The organism is Plantactinospora sp. BC1, from assembly GCF_003030345.1.
In the GTDB taxonomy this organism is placed as follows: domain Bacteria; phylum Actinomycetota; class Actinomycetes; order Mycobacteriales; family Micromonosporaceae; genus Plantactinospora.
Genome location: NZ_CP028158.1, coordinates 7,703,279 through 7,721,294, shown reverse-complemented (window position 1 = coordinate 7,721,294; position 18,016 = coordinate 7,703,279). Strand labels below are relative to the sequence as shown.

Sequence of the window (18,016 nt, the reverse complement as noted above, 5' to 3'; positions counted from 1 at the left end):
CCGAAGCTGTTGATCTATCCTCACGGAATGGATATTTCGGCCGATGGGTATCGCTGGGAGACCGCCTGCGGCGGCCGGATCCCACCTGGCGCGGTACCGCACGGCTACGAGGCGGACGGCGAGCCACTGTGGGCGTGCCGAGTCCGGATGAACGGCGGCGTACACCCAGGCAAGGTCCGCCCCGGCTTCGGCGCGGCCCAGGCGGCCTGGGGCGGTGGAGAGGTCAGCGTCGACGAGTACGAGGTGTTGATGGATCGCGGCGTCTGGGGTATCGCGTCCGGCGGCGCGGTGCCCGGGGATGCGCTGCCGGCGGGCCGGGAGAGCAACGGCGAACCGCTCTACGTCGCCCGCGCGGCGGTCGCGCTCGGTGCACTGCACATCGGCAAGGTGCGGCCCGCATTCGGCGCCGCGAACGTCGGATACGGCGACGGCGAGCACACCGTCTTCTCGTACGAGGTACTGCTGCGCCCGTCGTCTCCTCCGCCGGCGGCCCCGGGGCGTGCCGGGATCCAGATGGCACCCACCTACGCCGACTTCGGCACCGAGCCGCCACGCATCGGGAACGTCACGATCACCGGCGTCGACCGGTCCTCGGCTGCCGGCGACCACCTGGCCATCGGCGCCGGCGGGTCGGTCGAGCTGGAGTTCGACGTACCCGATCCCGCCGTCGTCCGCGAGGCCTGCGTCGCCCTCGTGGCGCTCGCGTCGATGCTCTCCCAGGCCCCCGGATACGCCCCGCTCACCGTTCGGCTGAACGGCAGACTTCTGGCCGAGCGGCTGCGGATCCCGAACGGCGGTGGACTCCCGCAACGGCTGGTCTTCGCGGTCCCGGCCGAGGAGTTGGTGGCCGGCCGGAACAGGCTGCGGATCGAAAGCGGTGACGATGCCCGGAGCATGCTGTGGTTGTACCGGGTGACGATCGACCCGATGCACGCACACGATCAGGCGGGGCTGGCGCTCGAACGGCAGGCGCTCGCCGAGCCCGTGCTGCGGTACGCGAGCGACGCCGGTGAGGTCACCATCTTCGTCGACCGTGGCGAGCAGGCCGTCCTCGACCAGGTGGCCTGGGCGGACGCGTCCGGCGCCGAGTATGCGATCACCTTCGAGAAGCAGCAGGCTGCCTTCTACGGCTGGCGCCGGCAGCCGGGTGAGCGGCCGAGGGAGTTCCGCGGCCGGCTGATCGAGCGCGGCTCCGTCGCCAAGGAAGCTCAGCGCTTCTCGGCTGAGGAGGGCTGGGGCGGTGGGTGGCACCCCTCTGGCGACCTGCTCTTGACGGTGGGTGTGGCCGGCCGCCCGGTCACCAGGCTGACCTGGCGCGACGGCCGTGGCAACAACGGCACGGTCGCCTTCGGCGACGGCGGGTTCCTGGGTACCTATCAGCGGGTTGGGGAGGGCCCCATCGGCTATCGTGGCCGCCCGGCGTGATGGTGATTCTGGCGGGCTGCGGGCGGTCAGCATCGAGCAATGAAGGCCTTTACGAGACCATCAATTCTGTTCGATAGTCGGGGGCCAGACGGGCCGCACGCTGTCGGCGCTCGTCTTGTTCCTCCGCACTCAGTAGCGGCGGCGGGGCGGTGGGTCCGTCGACCGGGTCACCCACCTTGCGGAAGTACTCGTCCTGCCCGGCGGGGCTGCACATGCACAGCAGACGGGCGGGCTGGTCGGTGGCGTTCCGGAAGAAATGCGGCGCGTTGGCCGGTATGTTGACTGTCTCGCCCACCTGCGCGACGACCTTTTCCTCACGGAACGTGAATTCCACGGCGCCGCCGAGCACGGTGAACATCTCCTCGAAGTCGTGGCGGTGCGGCGGTGGTCCACCACCCGGTGGTACTCGCATGTCGATCAGGCAATACCGTCCGGCGGTCTGGTCGCCACCCACAAGCACGGTGTAGGTGCCACCGGCGATGGCCAGGTGTGCCAGGCCGGAGTCGCCGGGCCGCACATGGACGAGTTCGCGTGCCGGATCGTCGGGCGGTAGCGCTGAGGGCGACATTCAATCCTCCCGGCCGGATCAGACGCCAAGTGCATCGTTGGTCGGCTTCGCGCAGGTACCCGCAGGAGAGGGTGCCAAACCCGTGGCAGCGTCACCCCGCTTTGGCTGCGCGTAGCCGGCCTCGGCACTTGATCGACCCGCTGGCGTGACGACAACTCCATCGATTCCTGTGCGCCCGGCCGGGGCGCCTACGAGTTCGACCATGAGGCCGGCGCGAACGCATTCCCCGTTTGCACGCACCGCCCCGGCGTACGCCCGGGGCGAGTTCGTAGGTGAGGCTGTTGGTCCGGTGTCGCGGATGGACCCGTGAGGGATAGATAAAGCGAACGATCCGGGTCGCACCCCGAGGCCACTCCAAAGGGGATAACGGCGGCCCCGGGATGCTTCCCTGTCGGTGCCGGCCCCGGGTGATGCGCGGGAAGCGGAGGCCGGTGCCGACGTTTCGGGCGGTGCCGAACCGGCGCTAACGGCGCCGGGGCACCCAGTAGATGATCTGCCCGACGACCAGCGCGGGATGCCGGTCGGGCAGCGCCTCCAGGGCGCGGGCGAGGTGCGCGGCGAGATACATCATCAGTCCCACCCGGTTGCCGTCGAAGCCGATCAGCAGTGCCAGGCGGGCCGGCGCGCAGGGCCAGTCGTGTGCGCACTCGCGGCAGGCGTAGGTGTCCGTGGGGACGTGCTGCCCGGGGGCACGGCGCTCACGCGCCCGCCGTCGCGCAGCGTGCCGCTCCCACCGCGCCCATGGCCCGATCACGGTTTACACCCGCTCGGCGTGCCGGGCTCGGTGCTGCTGGGCCGGAGTCAGGCCGCCCGCCCGGCCGTTGGCCAGGTACGCCCGGGTCGGCCCGTTCCACCCGGCGTACCGGCCCGCGTTGCGGGAGTCGGGGAAATCGGTCCACGGGCGCTGTGGCTCTCTCGGCGCCGGGGGCGGCGCTTCCGTCTGCCCGGCCCGTGCTTCCCGGCCGATCCTGGCGTCAACCGTGGCAGCCCGAACCGCCCGACGGAACTCGACGCTCGTCAAGGACGCACTCTCGGCGGGTGGGGTGTGGGCACCCGCCGATCGTGTGCTCTTACTACCCCGCCGGGGGTAGTAAGAGAACACGCCGGCATCCGAGTCGGGGCAGACCCATCGGCGTCCACACAGGCAATACCGCCAAAATCGCCACCAGATCCGACGGTGGCGAATTCTGGCCCCTCGTGTCTGTCTCATGTGTCCTCCCGTTCCGGTAAACAACAGGAAAGGGGGCGGCGCCCGTGTCCGCTACGAGCACCGCCCCCGTTGACGGAAAGACGACCCACCATCGGGGCGGATCTTGCGGGCCACGCCCCCGGCATGTTGAAGCGGGCCGCTGTAATGGCTTTTCCGTCTGCCCTCCACCCTGGACCGTGAGTGCGCGGTAACGGAAGATGTACTAAAGGCACTCGTGGCCTACATCCGGACGGAGGGGCGCAGTTGGCCGACATGAATGAGTTTCGCCATCTGTTGCGCAAGCTTCGGACAGAGCAAGGGCTGTCTCAGGATGCCGTGGGCGCTGCGGTGCACGTCAGTGGCTCACAGGTGGGCCACTACGAGTCGGGTCGGAGCATCCCGCCCGACGACATGGCGGAACGGCTGGATGGGGTGCTTCAGGCCAGCGGCGAACTTCGGGCCAGCGCCAACCGATCCCGGGGTGAGGCTGTAGCACCGTGGCTGCGTCCGTGGGCGGACAACGAGAGTCGCGCGATTGCGCTCCGAACCTTCGAGCACTCCGTCATTCCCGGATTGCTCCAGACGGAGGCGTACGCGCGGGCGATCATTGAGATCGGCGGACACACCCCGGAGCAGGTCGAGGAGGCCGTGCGGATCCGACTGGCCCGACAAGCCAGTGTCCTCGACCGACCCGATCCGGCCATTCTGACGGCGATCATCGGAGAGGCTGTCCTGCGTCCCCGTGGCGCTGTCATGAAGGCTCAGCTTGAGCACCTTGTAGACGTCGGGTGCCGCCCGAACGTCCACGTCCGAGTGGTGCCATTCTCCGCCGGGCTTCATTCGGGCATGACAGGTGCGTTTGCCCTTGCCACCCTCCCGGACGGGGCGACGGTGATCTACATGGACGCGCTTCGAGCGGGTACCGTCGGGTCACAGGTGGGCGATGTCCGGCACGCGGTGATCGCGTGGGAGTCGGTCAACGCGCGCGCACTACCCTGTGAGATGTCCCGCGACCTCATTCTGAAGGCGATTGATGATCATGACCCCGAAGTGGCGTAAGTCGTCCCGCTCTGGGAGCAACGCCGGCAACTGCGTCGAGGTTGCCGACAACCTTCCCGGCCGGGTGCTGGTCCGGGACACCAAGGACCGGGACGGCGGGACGCTGAGCTTCGGTCCGGCCGCTTGGCGGGCGTTCGTCAACCTGGCGAAGACGCACGCCTGAGCCCGCCCCGCGCCTCCCGCGCGGCTAACCGGCTGAGCACCGGGCCGAGCCAGAGACATCGGCCCACCCCGAAAAGCAGTCAGAGCGGCTCGACGGTGGTGAGTCGCTGGGTGGCCCGGGAGAGCGCGACGTAGAGGGTGCGTACCCCGGCGGCAGAGGTCGCCCGGATCTCGGTCGGGCCGACCAGCACGACGCCGTCGTACTCCAGGCCCTTGGCCTGCATGGTGTCGACCACCGCCAGGCGCGGGTCGGCGACCTGCTCCAGCCAGCCGGCGACCTCGGCCCGGCGCTCGACGGCGCTGATCACCCCGACCGTCCCCTCGACCTCGGCGAGCAGCTTCGCCGCCGCCTCCCGGACCGCGTCCGGCAGTTCGGCGGCCGGCACCACCAGCTCGACCGGTGCCACCCCGGTGGCCCGGACCGCGACCGGCAGCGGCAGGTCGGGGGAGACCTCCCGGATCACCCGGGCCGCCGCCGCGAAGATCTCCGCCGAGTTGCGGTAGTTGGTGGTGAGGACGAACTCGTGTCGGGGGCGCCGGCCCAGCGCCTTGTCCTGGGCCCGGGTCAGCTCGGCCGGGTCACCCGTCCAGGCGGTCTGGGCCGGGTCGCCGACCACGGTCCAGGAGGCGTGCCGGCCCCGCCGGCCCAGCATCCGCCACTGCATCGGGGAGACGTCCTGGGACTCGTCGACCACCACGTGGGCGTACTCGCGGTAGTCCGCCGGCCGCTCGGCCGCAGCGTCCCGGCCGGCCCGGGGCGAGCGCTGCCGGTCCGCGTACGTGGTCACCTCGCGGACCCCGCCGGCCAACTGGTACGGGTCACGGTTGCGTCGGGCCGGGCGGGGCGGCCGGCCCAGCAGGTGGTCGAGTTCGTCGAGGAGTGCGACGTCGGCGACGGTCGGTCCCGCACTGCCCAGCGTCCGGTACGCCTCGGCGAGCAGCCGGATCTCGGCCCGGGACAGGATCCCGGCGGCGTACCGGCGCAGCCGCTCCGGATCGGCCAGCCAGGGGAGTACGTGCCGGGGGTGCAGCCGGGGCCACCAGGCGCGCAGGAAGTCCCGGAACTCGGGGCGCTCGGCGATCTCGTCCTCGAAGCTCCGCTGGTCCGGCAGCCGGCCGACCCGCAACTCCTGGGCCTGTGCCCAGAGCGCGGCGAAGATGCCGTCGAAGCCGGCCCGGCGCACCTCGTTGCGGCGGGCGCCCGGCGGCAGCGCCCGGGTCCGGATCCGCTCCAGTTCGGTGTCGGTGAGCCGGAGCAGTTCGCCCCGGTAGAGCAGCCGCAGCTCGGTGGGGGCGTCCGGGACCTGGTCCCTCACCGCCCGCTCCAGCACCCGGCGCATCCGCAGCGAGCCCTTGACCGCGGCGACCGCCGCCGGGTCGGTGCGGGTCGCCGCCACCCCCTCGAAGAGTGAGCCGAGCGAGTGCAGGGTGGCGGCGTTCTCGCCGAGCGAGGGGAGCACCGAGGCGATGTAGTCGACGAAGACGGCGGACGGGCCGACCACCAGCACGCCGCCGCCGGCGAACCGGTTGCGGTCGGAGTAGAGCAGGTAGGCGGCCCGGTGCAGGGCGACCGCCGTCTTGCCGGTCCCGGGACCGCCGGAGACCACCGTCACCCCGCCGGCCGGGGAGCGGATCGCCTCGTCCTGCTCCCGCTGGATGGTGGCGACGATGTCCCGCATCTCCCGGCCGGTGGTCCGGGACAGGTCGGCGAGCATGGCGCCGTCGCCGACCACCCGCATCCCGTCCGGCGCCGCCGCCGGGTCGAGCAGGTCGTCGGAGATCCGGGTCACCCGCTCGCCGCTGGAGCTGATCACCCGACGGCGTACGACTCCGCGCGGTTCGGCGGCGGTGGCCTGGTAGAACGCGGCGGCGGCGGGTGCCCGCCAGTCGATCACCAGCGGTTCGGCGTGCTCACCGCGTACGCCGAGCCGGCCGACGTGCAGCACCTGCCCGGTACGCAGGTCCAGCCGGCCGAAGACCAGCCCCTCGTGCTCGGCGTCCAGGGTGTGCCGGCGCCGGGCGGCGTGGAAGACCATCGCGTCCCGTTCCACCAGCGCGCCGAAGTTGCCGACCCGGGCCAGCTGGTAGCCCTCCCGCTCGGCGAGTACGGCGGAGTGCCGCAACTGCGCCAGCCGGGCGTAGACCCGGTCCAGGTGGCGCTGTTCGGCTTCGATCTCCTGCCGCAGCGTGGTGTTGTCGGTCAACGCTTCTGCTCCCGGAGATCGATCTGCGGCGACCTGACCGTCCCGGCACCGGAGTCCGGGCGGTCGCGCGCCGAATTGCCAGGAAGCGAGGGTACGCCGTGCCGGCTCGGCCCGGCTCGGCCACGCCAGTCGGGCGGCGGTGCGGATTCGGCTCAGGGGCAGGGTACGCCGCGCCGGGCGCGGACCCGTCTGGGCTGTTCGAGGAGGGTCGCGGTCCGCCTCGCCCGGATGGCGCGCGTCGCCTTCCGGGTGATCTTCGTCGCCGACCGGACCCGGTCGACGATCGAGCAGAGTGCGGCGGTGACCTCCTCGGGGCGCTCCAGCATCAGCATGTGGCCGGCGCCGGGGCAGACGGTCAGCTCGGCGGCGGAGAGGGCCTCGCTGATCGACGCCGTGCAGGGCGGCGGGGTGAGCCGGTCGCGGTCCCCGACCAGGGCCGCCGCCGGCAGGTCGCCGAGGGCGGCGAGCGTCTCCAGCCGGCGCTGCGCCCCGATGGACGACCGGAGCCCGCCGATCGAGACGAGCGAGGCCCGGGCCACCGCCGAGGTGGTGAGCCGGATGTCGGCCGGGTCGCAGGCGTCGCCGAAGAGCAGCCAGCGCAGGGTGGGGCGGAGCGCGTGCAGCAGGGGCGGCGGGGTGCGCAGGCCGCCGCACCTGGCCAGCAGGCCGGCGCAGGTGGTCTCGGCGAGCCGGATCAGCCGGGCCAGCGGGGCCGGTACGCCGTACCCGGTGTGCGCGTGTCCCTCGGCGGTGGTGGCGACGAAGACGACTCCGGCGACCCGGCGGGCGAAGTCGGTGGGGTGCCGGTGGGCGTACTCCATCATCGTCATGCCGCCCATCGAGTGCCCGGCGAGTACCACCGGCCCGGTCGGCGCCACCTGGGCGAGTACCTCGGCCAGGTCGTCACCGAGCTGGGCGAGGGTGGCCGAGGGGAGCGTGGTCGGCCCGGACCGGCCGTGCCCGCGCGCGTCGTAGCAGACCACCCGGACGGCGTCGCCGTACGTCTCGCGCAGCGCGGCCGTCTGCCGGTGCCAGGTACGCCCGTCCAGGGTCCAGCCGTGCAGCAGCACCACGGTCAGCGGGGCGGTGTCCGGGCCCGAGACGTCGACGTGCAGCCGTACGCCGTCGGTGAGCCGTACCGAGGCCGGGTGGGGCATGGTCACCTCCGCGTCGGGCCGGTAGCCGTACCGGTGGGTAACAATTGTGCCCGGTGCGGCGCTCGGCTGCGGTGGCGCCGACGGGTCTGGCCGGCGCGGCGCCGACGTCCGCGGAAATGCCGGAACGCGTCGCTGCGCCGGTGGATACCCGCGTGCCGCGCGGGCGAATCATCCGAACCGGGCGTGGGCCCCGCCGTCCCGGAAGATCGACCGGGGTCGGCGGCGCAGATGCGAACGCCCCGACGCGGATGATCCGGGTCGGGGCGTTACGGGTCGTGCCGCTGGGTCTGTGCCGGCGCGGCTCAGGCCTCGAAGACGCCGGCTTCGACCAGGCGCTTCTCGGTGGTGTCCCAACCGTCGGCCGGGTAGGCCGCGGCGAGGTTGTTCAGCTCGGCCCGGATCTTGATGGCGTGGCCGGCACCGGCCAGCGTCCGGATCTCCTCGACGAACGCCTCGGAGTCGGTGCGCAGGTGCGAGGTCTTGCCGTTGGTCAGGTTCCGCACGTAGGCGTGCTTGCCGCCGTTGAGCGGGATGAGGTACTTGAACTCGCCGAGCACGCTCAGGGCCCCACCCTGGCCTGCCTGGCCGGCACGGACGGATGCGCGCGCGGTCTTGGAGGTGTTGCTCGCCACGGAGGTACTCCTTGAAGACGTACGGGAGGACTGGAAGTCCGAGGGGACAGCCTGGGCGGCAGACGCCGCCGGGCAAATTTTACACGACACCGGTGATGGCCGGACGGCTACCGCCGCTGACGTGGGGTCCAACTACCGTCACCGGTACGGCTATTCCCCCGGGGCAGTTTCGTGAATCCCTGGCGTACCATCCGTCACAAGCGTCATCATGTGTTCCAGCAATCGCACGGGTGATCAGCCGCCGAGGCCGAGGTCGTAGGGGAAGACGCACCTCGCTCTCCGGGAGGTCACCGTGCCAACGCGTGGCGTCGTATACGTCCACTCGACCCCACTCGCCGTGTGCCAGCACGTCGAGTGGGCGATCGCGCGCGTCCTAACCGCGCCGGTCACCCTGCACTGGACGGCCCAACCGGTCGATCCGGGCGCCCGACGGGCGGAGTGCGGGTGGTCCGGCCGGCCAGGGACCGGCGCGGAGCTGGCGGCTGCGCTGAGACAGTGGCCCATGATCCGCTTCGAGGTCACCGAGGAGCCGAGTCCCGGCGTCGACGGTGAGCGGTTCATGTACGTGCCCGGTCGGGGGCTCTTCCGGGCCACCGCCGGAGCTGCCGGCGACATCCAGCTCGGCGAGGACCGGCTGCGGTCGATCATGGAGTCGGCCCGGGCGCCGGAGGCGCTCGCGCACGCGCTCGACAAGGCGATGGGCACCGCCTGGGACGCCGAACTCGAGCCCTACCGGTACGCCGGGGACGGCGCCCCGGTCACCCTGCTCACCCGGGTCGGCTGAGCGACATCCGCCCGTTCCCCGGGCCGTTGGTCAAGTTGCCCGGCCGGGGACGGGCTGGTGGGATAGCGGGCGTGTCGTCTCCCCTCCGGCGCGCTCTGGTCGTGCTTCCCCTCGTCACCGCCTTGATCGTCTCCGGCTGCGCCGGCTCGCGGAAGCCGGCGGCGGCCCCCGCGCCCGCCTCGCCGTCGGCGGCGCCGACCAGCGCCGCCCCGACGGCCGCGCCGGATCCGGCGGCCCGGGCGGCCCAGCTGGTCGGCACCCTCGCCGACGAGGACTTGGTCGGCCAGGTGCTGATGCCGTACGCCTACGGCAACTCGGCGACCAAGGTGTCGGGCGGCTCGGCGGCCGGCAACCGGAAGCTGGCCGGCGTCGAGACCCCGGCCGAGATGATCGCCAAGTACCGGCTGGGCGGGCTGATCCTGGTCGGCTTCTCCGCCGACGACCCGACCAGCGACACCAACCCGACCACCAACGTCGACAACCCGGCCCAGGTACGCGAGCTGACCGCCGGGTTGCAGGCCGCGGCCGGAAAACTGCCGGCCGGAGCCGCGCCGGCACTGATCGGCATCGACCAGGAGTTCGGCGTGGTCACCCGGATCTCCGAGGGCGTGACCAACCTGCCCAGCCCGATGGCGTTCGGCGCGGCCGGTGACCCGGCGATCACCGAGGCGGCCTGGCGGGCCGCCGGCACCGAACTCGCCGCGCTCGGGGTCAACGTCGACTTCGCGCCCAGCGCCGACGTGCTGGAGGCGAACAGCAAGGTGATCGGCTCCCGGTCGTACGGTTCGGATCCGAAGGCGGCCGGGGCGCAGGTCGGCGCCGCCGTACGCGGATTGCAGGGCGCGGGCGTCGCGGCCACCCTGAAGCACTTCCCGGGGCACGGCCAGACCGCCGCCGACTCGCACAAGGGCCTGCCGGTGGTCACCGCCGACCGGAAGAAGCTGGAGTCCACCGCCCTGCCGCCGTTCTCGGCCGGGATCGCCGCCGGGGCCTGGCTGGTGATGGCCGGACACCTCGACGTGCGGGCGGTCGACCCGGAGGTGCCGGCCACCTTCTCCCGCAAGCTCCTCACCGACGTGCTGCGCGGACAGCTCGGCTTCACCGGCGTGCTGGTGACCGACGCGATGGACATGGCGGCGGTGGCGAAGCAGTCGCCCGGGACGACCGCGGTCCGGGCGCTGAACGCCGGTAACGACCTGGTGCTGATGCCACCGAACGTGACCGAGGCGTACAACGGGGTGCTGGCGGCGCTGCGGGACGGCTCGCTGCCCCGGGCCCGGCTGGTCGAGGCGGTGACCCGGGTGCTGACGCTGAAGTTCCGGCTGGCCGGGCAGCCCCGGCCGGAGATGGGCACGCTGAACAGCCCCGGTCACCAGGAGGCCGCGCGCCGGGCGGCGGCGTCGTCGATCACCATGCTGCGCGGCAACTGCGGCCGGCCGCCGGTGACCGGGCCGGTGACGGTGACCGCGGCGAGCGGCCGGGAGGGGAGCCGGGACCGGCTCGGCAGGGCACTGGCCGCCGCCGGGGTCAGGGTGGCACCGTCCGGCGGGGCCGTGGTGCACCTCGTCGGGTACGGCGACACCGCCGCCGACCTGCGCGCCGACGCGGCCGTGACGGTGGCGATGGACACCCCGTACCTGCTCGGTCGGGCCGGCTCCAAGGTGCTGCTGGCGACGTACTCGTCGAACTCGGCCTCGCTGACCGCGCTCGCCGAGGTGCTGGCCGGCCGGACCCGACCGACCGGGCGCTCCCCGGTGCCGGTGGGCGGCCTGCCCCGGACGACTTGCTCCTGACCTGGCCGCTCCGCCCGCCGCTGGTGAGATCGGTCACTGGGCCGGCTGGTAGCGTTCGGCTGTCCGGTGATCTGGAAACGGGGGTGTACGCACGGTGACGAGCCGGGAGCCGACCCTCTCCGTGGTCGTGCCGATCTACAACGAGGAGAGCGTCCTCCCGTTGCTGGTCGAACGGCTGCGGCCGGTGCTCGACGGGCTCGGCGAGCCGTACGAGGTGGTCGCCGTCGACGACGGCAGCAGCGACGCCACCCCGGTGATCCTGGTCGGGATGCGGCGCGGCTGGCCGCAACTGCGGGTCGTCCGGCTGCGCCGCAACAGCGGCCACCAGGCGGCGCTGATCGCCGGCCTGTTCCGGGCCCGGGGCCACTACGTCGCCAGCATCGACGCCGACCTGCAGGACCCGCCGGAGGTGCTGGTCGAGATGTTGCGGCTGGCCCGTGCCGAGAGCCTGGACATCGTCTACGGGGTACGCGGCGACCGCTCCACCGACACCAGGTTCAAGCGGTACACCGCCGGCGTCTACTACCGGTTGGTCCGCCGGCTGGTCGGCAACGCCGTACCGGCCCAGGCGGGCGACTTCCGGCTGCTCAGCCGGGCCACCGTCGAGGCCCTGCGCGAGCTGCCCGAACGTCGCCCGGTGCTCCGGCTGGTGGTGCCCTGGCTCGGCTTCCCCAGCGGCGAGGTGAGCTACAGCCGCGAGGCGCGGGCGGCCGGCCGTACCAAATACTCGCTCTCCCGGATGGTCCGGCTCGCCACCGACAGCATCATCAGCTTCTCCGAGGCGCCGCTGCGGGTGGCGACCTGGCTCGGTGCCGGCGGCATGCTGCTCTGCCTGCTCATGGTGGTCTTCGCGGTCGTCATGTACATCCGCGACTCGACCGTCACCGGCTGGGCCTCGCTCTACGTCGCGGTGCTCTTCCTCGGCGCCGTCCAGTTGCTCTGCCTCGGGCTGCTCGGCGAGTACATCGCCCGGATCTACGCGGCGGTGCAGGGCCGGCCGGCGTACTTCGTCGGCTCCGACACCGCCGACGAGCCGGCCGCGGCGACCGAGGTGCCGACGGGTACGCCGCCGCCCCCCGCCCCCGACGAGCACGTCCCGGCCACACCGGCCGCCCGGGACGGCGCCGAAGAGCATCCGGCGGCGCGGGAGACCGGGAGCCCGGCCAGTCGCAACGGCGGCGTGCGGGTGGTCCGGTGACCGCTACCGAAGCGGCGGTGGCGGGCTCCTCCGCCCCGGCCGCACCCCGGCCCGCACCCGCGCTGCTGCGCTGGGCGCCGCTGCTGGCCGGCGCCGGCCACTTCGCCGTGGTGCTGCTGGCCGCCGACACCGACCCCGCCGACATCCTCCGGTACGCCGGTTACCTGCTGCTGGCCCTGATCCTGCCTGGCACCCTGGTCTACCGGGCGCTGCGCCGCCGGCCGCACACCCTGGTCGAGGACGTGGCGATGGGCGCCGCCGTCGGGCTGGTGCTGGAGCTGCCCGCCTGGGCGCTGTACGCCTGGCTCGGCCTCGCCGGCTGGCTCTGGACCTGGCCGGCGGCGATCGTCGCGCTCTTCCTGGCGGTGCCCCGGCTGCGCCGGCACTGGCTGGTCCGAGACTACCGGCCCACCCCGGTCGGCTGGTCGTGGTCGGTGGCCGGTGCGGTGGCGTTCTTCACCACCTATCTCTCCAGCACCTTCCTGGAACGCAACCCGATCCTGCCCACCTCCGAGAACACCCACCAATACCTCGATCTCGCCTACCAGCTCTCGCTGGCCGGCGAGGCGAAGCACCAGTTCCCGATCCACCTGCCCCAGGTCGCCGCCGAACCGCTCGACTACCACTGGTTCGGTTACGTGCACATGGCCGCGACCAGCCTGATCGGCGGGATCGACCTGCCGGTGGTGGCGCTCCGGCTGACCATCCCGGCGCTCTGCGCGGCGGCGATCGTGCTCACCGCCGTACTCGGCTGGCGGGTCAGCGGCCGGCCGGCGGTCGGTGCGGTCGCCGCGGTGCTCTTCTTCGTGATCGGCGAGACGAACTTCACCGACCCGGTGACGATGCCGTTCGGCACCCAGGCGTCCTTCGTGATCTGGCACGGCATGTCGATGATCTACAGCTGGGTCCTGCTGATCGCGCTGATCGCCGTCCTCGCCGACGTGGTGGACCGGCGCTCTGACCGGCCGGTCGCGGCGATCGGCCGGGGCGCGTTCGTGCTCGCCCCGCTGCTGATGCTCGCCTCCAGCGGGGCGAAGGCCAGCTCGCTGCCGGTGGTCGGGCTGGCCCTGGCGTTCACCGCGGTGACGCTGCTGGTCGCCACCCGGCGGATCCCGTGGGCGGTGGTCGGTGCCGGGCTGGCCACCGCCGCCGCGCAGCTCTTCGCCACCGCCGTGCTCTACCGGTTCAAGGCGTACGGGATCGAGGTCGATCCGCTGGCCAGCAGCCTGGAGCCGTACTGGACGCCGCCGCCGGAGGGCTGGCCCGCCCCGCTGGCGGTACTCGCCGTGGTCGTCGCCTTCGCGGTGAACATGCAGCTCCGGGTGGTCGGCATCGGGCCGCTGCTCTGGCTGCGCCGGGGCCGGCTCGAACCGGTGCAGTGGTTCCTGCTCGGCGGCGCGCTCGCCGGGCCGCTGCTCTACCTGCTGCTGCGCCAGCCCGGCGGGGCGAACCAGTACTTCACCCGGGCCGGCTTCACCTTCGCGGTGGTCCTCTCCGCCTGGGGGTACCTGATGGTCGCCGACCGGGCCCGACTGACCCGGCGCTCCGGCACGGTGCTCGGGCTCTGCGCGCTGGCCCTGGCCGTCGCGCTGGTCGCGCTCCAGTTCCGGTACGCCGGGCCGGCCGCCGGGGAGACCATGTTCGACTGGCTGCGACCGCTGCTCTGGTGGTCGGCCGGTCTCGCCGTGCTGGCGGTGATCGCCGTCGGGATCTGGCTGCCGGCCAGCCTCGGCATCGCCGCGCTGCACCGGCGGGGCGCGATCGCGCTGCTCACCGCCGTCCTGGTGGTCGGGGCACCCGGCCTGCTGATGGACATGCGCAAGTCGGAGCGCTCCCCGAACGGCGGCGCCTACGCCAACATCTCGCTGCCGAAGAGCCGGGTCGACGCCGCCCGCTGGGCCCGGGACCACAGCGAACCCGGTGACGTGCTGGCGACCAACGTGCACTGCCTGGCCGTGGTGAACGGCTGGTGCGACGCGCGCTCGTTCTGGCTCAGCGCGTACGCCGAGCGCCGGGTACTCGTCGAGGGCTGGGGGTTCGCGCCCCGGGTGGCCTCGTCGGGGGCGTACACCCCGTTCTGGGACCAGGAGCTGCTGCGGCGCAACGACGCGGCGTTCACCGAGCCGACCGGGGCGGGGCTGCGGGAGTTGCGGGACCGGCACGCCGTGCGGTGGCTGGTGGTGGACCGGACCGTCGGGGTGGAGTCCCCGGAGTTGGGCCGGCTGGCCCGGCTGCGCTACGAGAACGACCGGATGGCGGTCTACCAGCTGCTCGGCTGAGCTGTGCGGCGCCCGGGGTCAGCCGGCGGCCGGAAAGTAGCGGTCCAGCATCTCGTTGCGGAACTTGCCGCTCGGGTCGTACCGGCGGATCAGCTTGGCGAAGTCGGCGTACCGGTCGTAGCGGTCGCGGAGCTGCTCGGGCGGGGTGCCGAAGAGCTTGCCCCAGTGCGGGCGGGGCGCGTACGGCGCGAGCCGCTCCTCGACCGCCGCCAGCACCGGAAGCACCGCCTCGGTCTCCTTGACCCAGGTGAAGTGCAGCGCGGCGCTGTCCCGCCGGTGGCTCGGGCTCAGCCACAGCTCGTCGGCGGCGATGGTGCGGATCTCCGAGATCTGGAGCACGGCGGCGATCCGGTCGGCGATGCCGTCCAGCGCGGCCATCGCCGCGCCGAGGTGTTCGCGCGGCACGAAGTATTCGGACTGGAGTTCCTCACCACTGCTCGGGGTGAACTCGAGCCGGAAGTGTGGCAGCCGGGCGTGCCACGGCCCCGGCACGCCGAGCTGCTCGGTGCAGTGCACCGCCGACATCCCGGGCACCGGGTGCCGGGGCTCGGCCGCCAGCGTGCCGCCGTACCAGTGCGGCTCGGCGGCGCCGCCGTCGACATCCGTCCGCCGTTTCACCCAGACCTGGTTGATCCGGGGACCGGTCCAGTCGGTGAAGAGGCTGACGCTGTAGCCGCCGCCGAGGATCTCGGCGGAATGCGCGTCGAGCTGCTCGCGGGGGAGGTCGTCGTAGACGTACTGGGCGATCTCGAAGGCGGGGACGAGATCGAGGGTGAGCCGGGTGACCACGCCGAGCGCGCCGAGCCCGACCACGGCGCCGAGGAAGTCGTCGTCGCCCCGGCGCAGCGTCAGCAGCTCGCCGTCGGCGGTGACCAGCTCCAGCGCGGCGACGGCGGTGGCCAGGTTGCCGTTGCCCGGCCCGGAGCCGTGCGTGCCGGTGGCGCAGGCACCGGCCACCGAGATGTGCGGCAGCGAGCCGAGGTTGTGCAGCGCGAGGCCGGCCCGGTCCAGCTCGCCGACGAGGTCGCCGTAGCGCAGCGCCGCCGAGACGGTGACGGTGCCGGCCGCCCGGTCGATCTCCAGCACCGGCGGCAGGCCGGCGACCGAGACGAGGTCACCGGTGGTGTCGGCGATCCGGTTGAAGGAGTGCGCGGTGCCGAGGGCGCGGATCCGGTCGCTGCCGGCGACCAGCGATCGCAGCTCGGCCAGGGAGGTCGGCCGGTGCAGCCGGCGGGCCCGGAAGTCGACGTTGCCGGCCCAGTTGCTCAGCGGGATGGTCATCGCGGGGCCGTCAGCCGGCGTCGGGGACGAGCGCCGGGGTCCGCATCCGCATCATCCAGTGGCTGGTCGGTATCCGGGTGGCGTCGTCCACGACCTCGCCGTCGACGTCCGCGAAGGTCTCCCGGCCGAGCGCCACGAACGCCTCCGGGGTGCGGACGTACTCGCCCCGGTCGTTCTTCGACATCCACCGCGAGATCGGATGCTGCCCCGGCACCAGGGTGGGGTCGACGGCGATCACCCGGCCGCCCGGGGCGAGCGCCTTGGCGCAGACCCGCAACAGGTGCCGGCACTCGTCGTCGGAGAGGTGGTGCAGCAGCCCGAGCAGCAGGATCGCGTTGGCCGGCGGGATCTGGGCCAGGTGCTGCTCGCCGAAGACCTCGCAGCGGAACTCGACCTGGTCACCACCCCAGCGCCTGCGGGCGTGCGCGATGTATTTCTCGCTGGTGTCGAAGCCGTAGTAGCGGACCTTCGGCAGCCGCCCGAAGTAGTAGGCCGGGCCGCAGCCGACGTCGATGATGGTGTCGCCGTCGACCAGGGCCAGCTCGTCCAGGCAGCGGTAGCGGAGCCGGTCCGCGCCCAGGCCCTTCTGTAGGGCCACGTAGAGCGCCTCGTGCCCGAGCAACCCCTTCAACGCCGCCAGCATCCGCGCCTCTCCTCGGCTCGCCGTCCGGTGGGAGTCCCGCCCGCCGCGCCCGATGGCGCGGCGGGCGCCGGAACGCCCGAGAATCTACCACCGCCCGCCGTACCGGAGGTCGGGCGGACGGTCAGGCCCGGGCGAAGACGAGGACCGCGTTGTGACCGCCGAACCCGAACCCGTTGTTCAGGGCCGCCGGGATGTCCATGTGCCGGGGCTTGTGCGCGGCGACGTCCAGGTCGAGGGCGTCGTCGGGGTCGTCGAGGTTGATCGTCGGCGGGATCACCCCGTCCCGGATGGAGAGGATGGTGGCGATCGACTCCAGCGCGCCGGCGGCCCCCAGCAGGTGCCCGGTCATCGACTTGGTGGCGGTCAGCACCGGGTGGGTACCGAGCGCGGAGCGCAGCGCGACGATCTCGGCGATGTCACCGACCGGGGTGGAGGTGGCGTGCGCGTTGACGTGCACGATGTCGGAACGGTCGATGCCGGCGTCGGCGATCGCCATGTTGATCGCCCGGATCACGCCCCGTCCCTCCGGGTGCGGCTGCACGATGTCGTAGCCGTCGGAGGTGAGCGCGGCGCCGGCCAGCCGGGCGTAGACCCGGGCACCGCGCGCGGCGGCGTGGTCGGCCCGCTCCAGCACCACCGCGCCGGACCCCTCACCGAGTACGAAGCCGTCCCGGCCCTTGTCCCAGGGGCGGGACGCGCGCTCCGGGTCGTCGTTGCGGGTCGACATCGCCCGCATCGAGGCGAACCCGGCGATCGGCAGCGGGTGTACCACCGCCTCGGTACCGCCGGCCAGCACCACGTCGGCGCGCCCGGAGCGGATCATGTCGAGGCCGAGCGCGATCGCCTCGGCCCCGGTGGCGCAGGCACTGGCCACCGAGTGCACCCCCGCCTGCGCACCCAGCTCCAGCCCGACCCAGGCGGCCGGACCGTTCGGCATCAGCATCGGGACCGTGTGCGGGGAGACCCGCCGTGGCCCGGACGCCTCCAGGATGTCGTCCTGGGCGAGCAGGGTCTGCGCGCCGCCGATGCCGGAGCCGACGCTCACCGCGAGACGCTCCGGGTCCGGCGGGGAGTCGGCGAGGCCGGCGTCGGCCCACGCCTCGTGTGCGGCGATCAGGGCGATCGCCTCCGACCGGTCGAGCCGACGCAGCTTGACCCGGTCCAGTTTCTCGGTCGGTTCGACCGCGAGCTGGGCGGCGATGCGTACCGGAAGCTGCCCGGCCCACTCCTGGGTGAGTGGACCCACCCCGGAGCGGCCTGCCAGCATGGCTTCCCAGGTCGACGCGACGTCCCCGCCGAGCGGGGTCGTCGCGCCGAGCCCGGTGACGACGACGTCGGGACGACTCATGATCAGGACTGTGCCTCGATGTAGGCGACGGCGTCGCCGACGGTCTTGAGGTTCTGGACGTCGTTGTCCGGGATCTTGACGCCGAACTTCTCCTCGGCGGCCACCACGACCTCGACCATGGAGAGCGAGTCGACGTCGAGGTCGTCGGTGAACGACTTCTCCTCGGCGACGTCGTCCGGGCTCACCCCGGCGACCTCTTCGAGGATCTCGGCGAGGCCGGCGGTGATCTCGTCACGGGTCATTGTGGTTCTTTCCTCTCCATGGATGGATGTCTGCGGTGGCGGATCGGTCCGC

16 protein-coding genes are annotated in these 18,016 nt (G+C 72.7%); 7 read left to right on the top strand and 9 right to left on the bottom strand.

Annotated elements, in window-relative coordinates:
• Nucleotides 1-27: 27 nt before the first annotated feature.
• Nucleotides 28-1,425, top strand: coding sequence for a DM9 repeat-containing protein (locus tag C6361_RS33890; RefSeq protein WP_107270230.1), 1,398 nt, complete (start codon nt 28-30; stop codon nt 1,423-1,425).
• Nucleotides 1,426-1,474: 49 nt separating this feature from the next.
• Here the strand turns inward: C6361_RS33890 and C6361_RS33885 are convergent, their stop codons facing one another.
• Together C6361_RS33885 and C6361_RS33880 are read right to left on the bottom strand one after the other, a co-directional pair.
• Entirely contained in the window at nt 1,475-1,993 is a 519-nt protein-coding gene (locus C6361_RS33885; RefSeq protein ID WP_107261803.1) for a cupin domain-containing protein, read from the bottom strand.
• A 463-nt stretch (nt 1,994-2,456) separates the two neighbouring features.
• Nucleotides 2,457-2,747 (bottom strand): hypothetical protein, encoded by a 291-nt coding sequence (locus C6361_RS33880; RefSeq protein WP_107270229.1) that lies wholly within the window; start codon nt 2,745-2,747, stop codon nt 2,457-2,459.
• Nucleotides 2,748-3,455: 708 nt separating this feature from the next.
• On the opposite strand from C6361_RS33880, the gene C6361_RS33875 reads away from it, so the two are divergent.
• Nucleotides 3,456-4,241 carry a helix-turn-helix transcriptional regulator gene (locus tag C6361_RS33875; RefSeq protein WP_107261797.1) on the top strand — a complete coding sequence of 262 codons (786 nt, stop codon included), beginning with the start codon at nt 3,456-3,458 and terminating at the stop codon, nt 4,239-4,241.
• Nucleotides 4,222-4,404, top strand: coding sequence for a DUF397 domain-containing protein (locus tag C6361_RS33870; RefSeq protein ID WP_107261795.1), 183 nt, complete (start codon nt 4,222-4,224; stop codon nt 4,402-4,404). Before C6361_RS33875 ends, C6361_RS33870 begins: the two co-directional genes overlap by 20 nt.
• A gap of 79 nt (nt 4,405-4,483) precedes the next feature.
• Here C6361_RS33870 and C6361_RS33865 read toward each other — a convergent pair whose 3' ends face one another.
• The 3 genes from C6361_RS33865 to C6361_RS33855 form a co-directional block, all read right to left on the bottom strand.
• Nucleotides 4,484-6,607 carry an AAA family ATPase gene (locus C6361_RS33865; protein ID WP_107270228.1) on the bottom strand — a complete coding sequence of 708 codons (2,124 nt, stop codon included), beginning with the start codon at nt 6,605-6,607 and terminating at the stop codon, nt 4,484-4,486.
• Nucleotides 6,608-6,759: 152 nt separating this feature from the next.
• The gene (locus C6361_RS33860) at nt 6,760-7,764 is read right to left on the bottom strand and encodes an alpha/beta fold hydrolase (RefSeq protein WP_107271348.1); all 1,005 of its coding nucleotides are present in this window, start codon (nt 7,762-7,764) and stop codon (nt 6,760-6,762) included.
• A gap of 302 nt (nt 7,765-8,066) precedes the next feature.
• Entirely contained in the window at nt 8,067-8,396 is a 330-nt protein-coding gene (locus C6361_RS33855) for a hypothetical protein (protein WP_107261791.1), read from the bottom strand.
• A gap of 292 nt (nt 8,397-8,688) precedes the next feature.
• Here C6361_RS33855 and C6361_RS33850 point away from each other — a divergent pair, with 292 nt between their 5' ends.
• The 4 genes from C6361_RS33850 (at nt 8,689) to C6361_RS33835 (ending at nt 14,450) form a co-directional block, all read left to right on the top strand.
• Nucleotides 8,689-9,180, top strand: coding sequence for a DUF3145 domain-containing protein (locus C6361_RS33850; protein ID WP_107261790.1), 492 nt, complete (start codon nt 8,689-8,691; stop codon nt 9,178-9,180).
• 71 nt (nt 9,181-9,251) lie between these two features.
• Nucleotides 9,252-10,973 (top strand): glycoside hydrolase family 3 protein, encoded by a 1,722-nt coding sequence (locus tag C6361_RS33845; protein WP_107270227.1) that lies wholly within the window; start codon nt 9,252-9,254, stop codon nt 10,971-10,973.
• Nucleotides 10,974-11,067: 94 nt separating this feature from the next.
• Nucleotides 11,068-12,171, top strand: a complete 1,104-nt coding sequence (locus C6361_RS33840; RefSeq protein ID WP_234359172.1) for a glycosyltransferase family 2 protein — start codon at nt 11,068-11,070, stop codon at nt 12,169-12,171.
• Nucleotides 12,168-14,450 carry a hypothetical protein gene (locus C6361_RS33835; RefSeq protein ID WP_107270226.1) on the top strand — a complete coding sequence of 761 codons (2,283 nt, stop codon included), beginning with the start codon at nt 12,168-12,170 and terminating at the stop codon, nt 14,448-14,450. Before C6361_RS33840 ends, C6361_RS33835 begins: the two co-directional genes overlap by 4 nt.
• Before the next feature lie 18 nt (nt 14,451-14,468).
• Here C6361_RS33835 and C6361_RS33830 read toward each other — a convergent pair whose 3' ends face one another.
• The 4 genes from C6361_RS33830 to C6361_RS33815 form a co-directional block, all read right to left on the bottom strand.
• On the bottom strand, nt 14,469-15,731 hold the full coding sequence (locus C6361_RS33830; protein WP_107261784.1) for a D-arabinono-1,4-lactone oxidase: 1,263 nt from the start codon (nt 15,729-15,731) through the stop codon (nt 14,469-14,471).
• Between the two features lie 10 nt (nt 15,732-15,741).
• Nucleotides 15,742-16,374 (bottom strand): cyclopropane-fatty-acyl-phospholipid synthase family protein, encoded by a 633-nt coding sequence (locus C6361_RS33825; RefSeq protein ID WP_107270224.1) that lies wholly within the window; start codon nt 16,372-16,374, stop codon nt 15,742-15,744.
• A 121-nt stretch (nt 16,375-16,495) separates the two neighbouring features.
• Nucleotides 16,496-17,722: a beta-ketoacyl-ACP synthase II gene (gene fabF, locus C6361_RS33820; protein WP_107261780.1), complete on the bottom strand. Its 1,227-nt coding sequence runs from the start codon at nt 17,720-17,722 to the stop codon at nt 16,496-16,498.
• Between the two features lie 2 nt (nt 17,723-17,724).
• On the bottom strand, nt 17,725-17,964 hold the full coding sequence (locus tag C6361_RS33815) for an acyl carrier protein (RefSeq protein WP_107261778.1): 240 nt from the start codon (nt 17,962-17,964) through the stop codon (nt 17,725-17,727).
• Nucleotides 17,965-18,016: the final 52 nt, after the last annotated feature.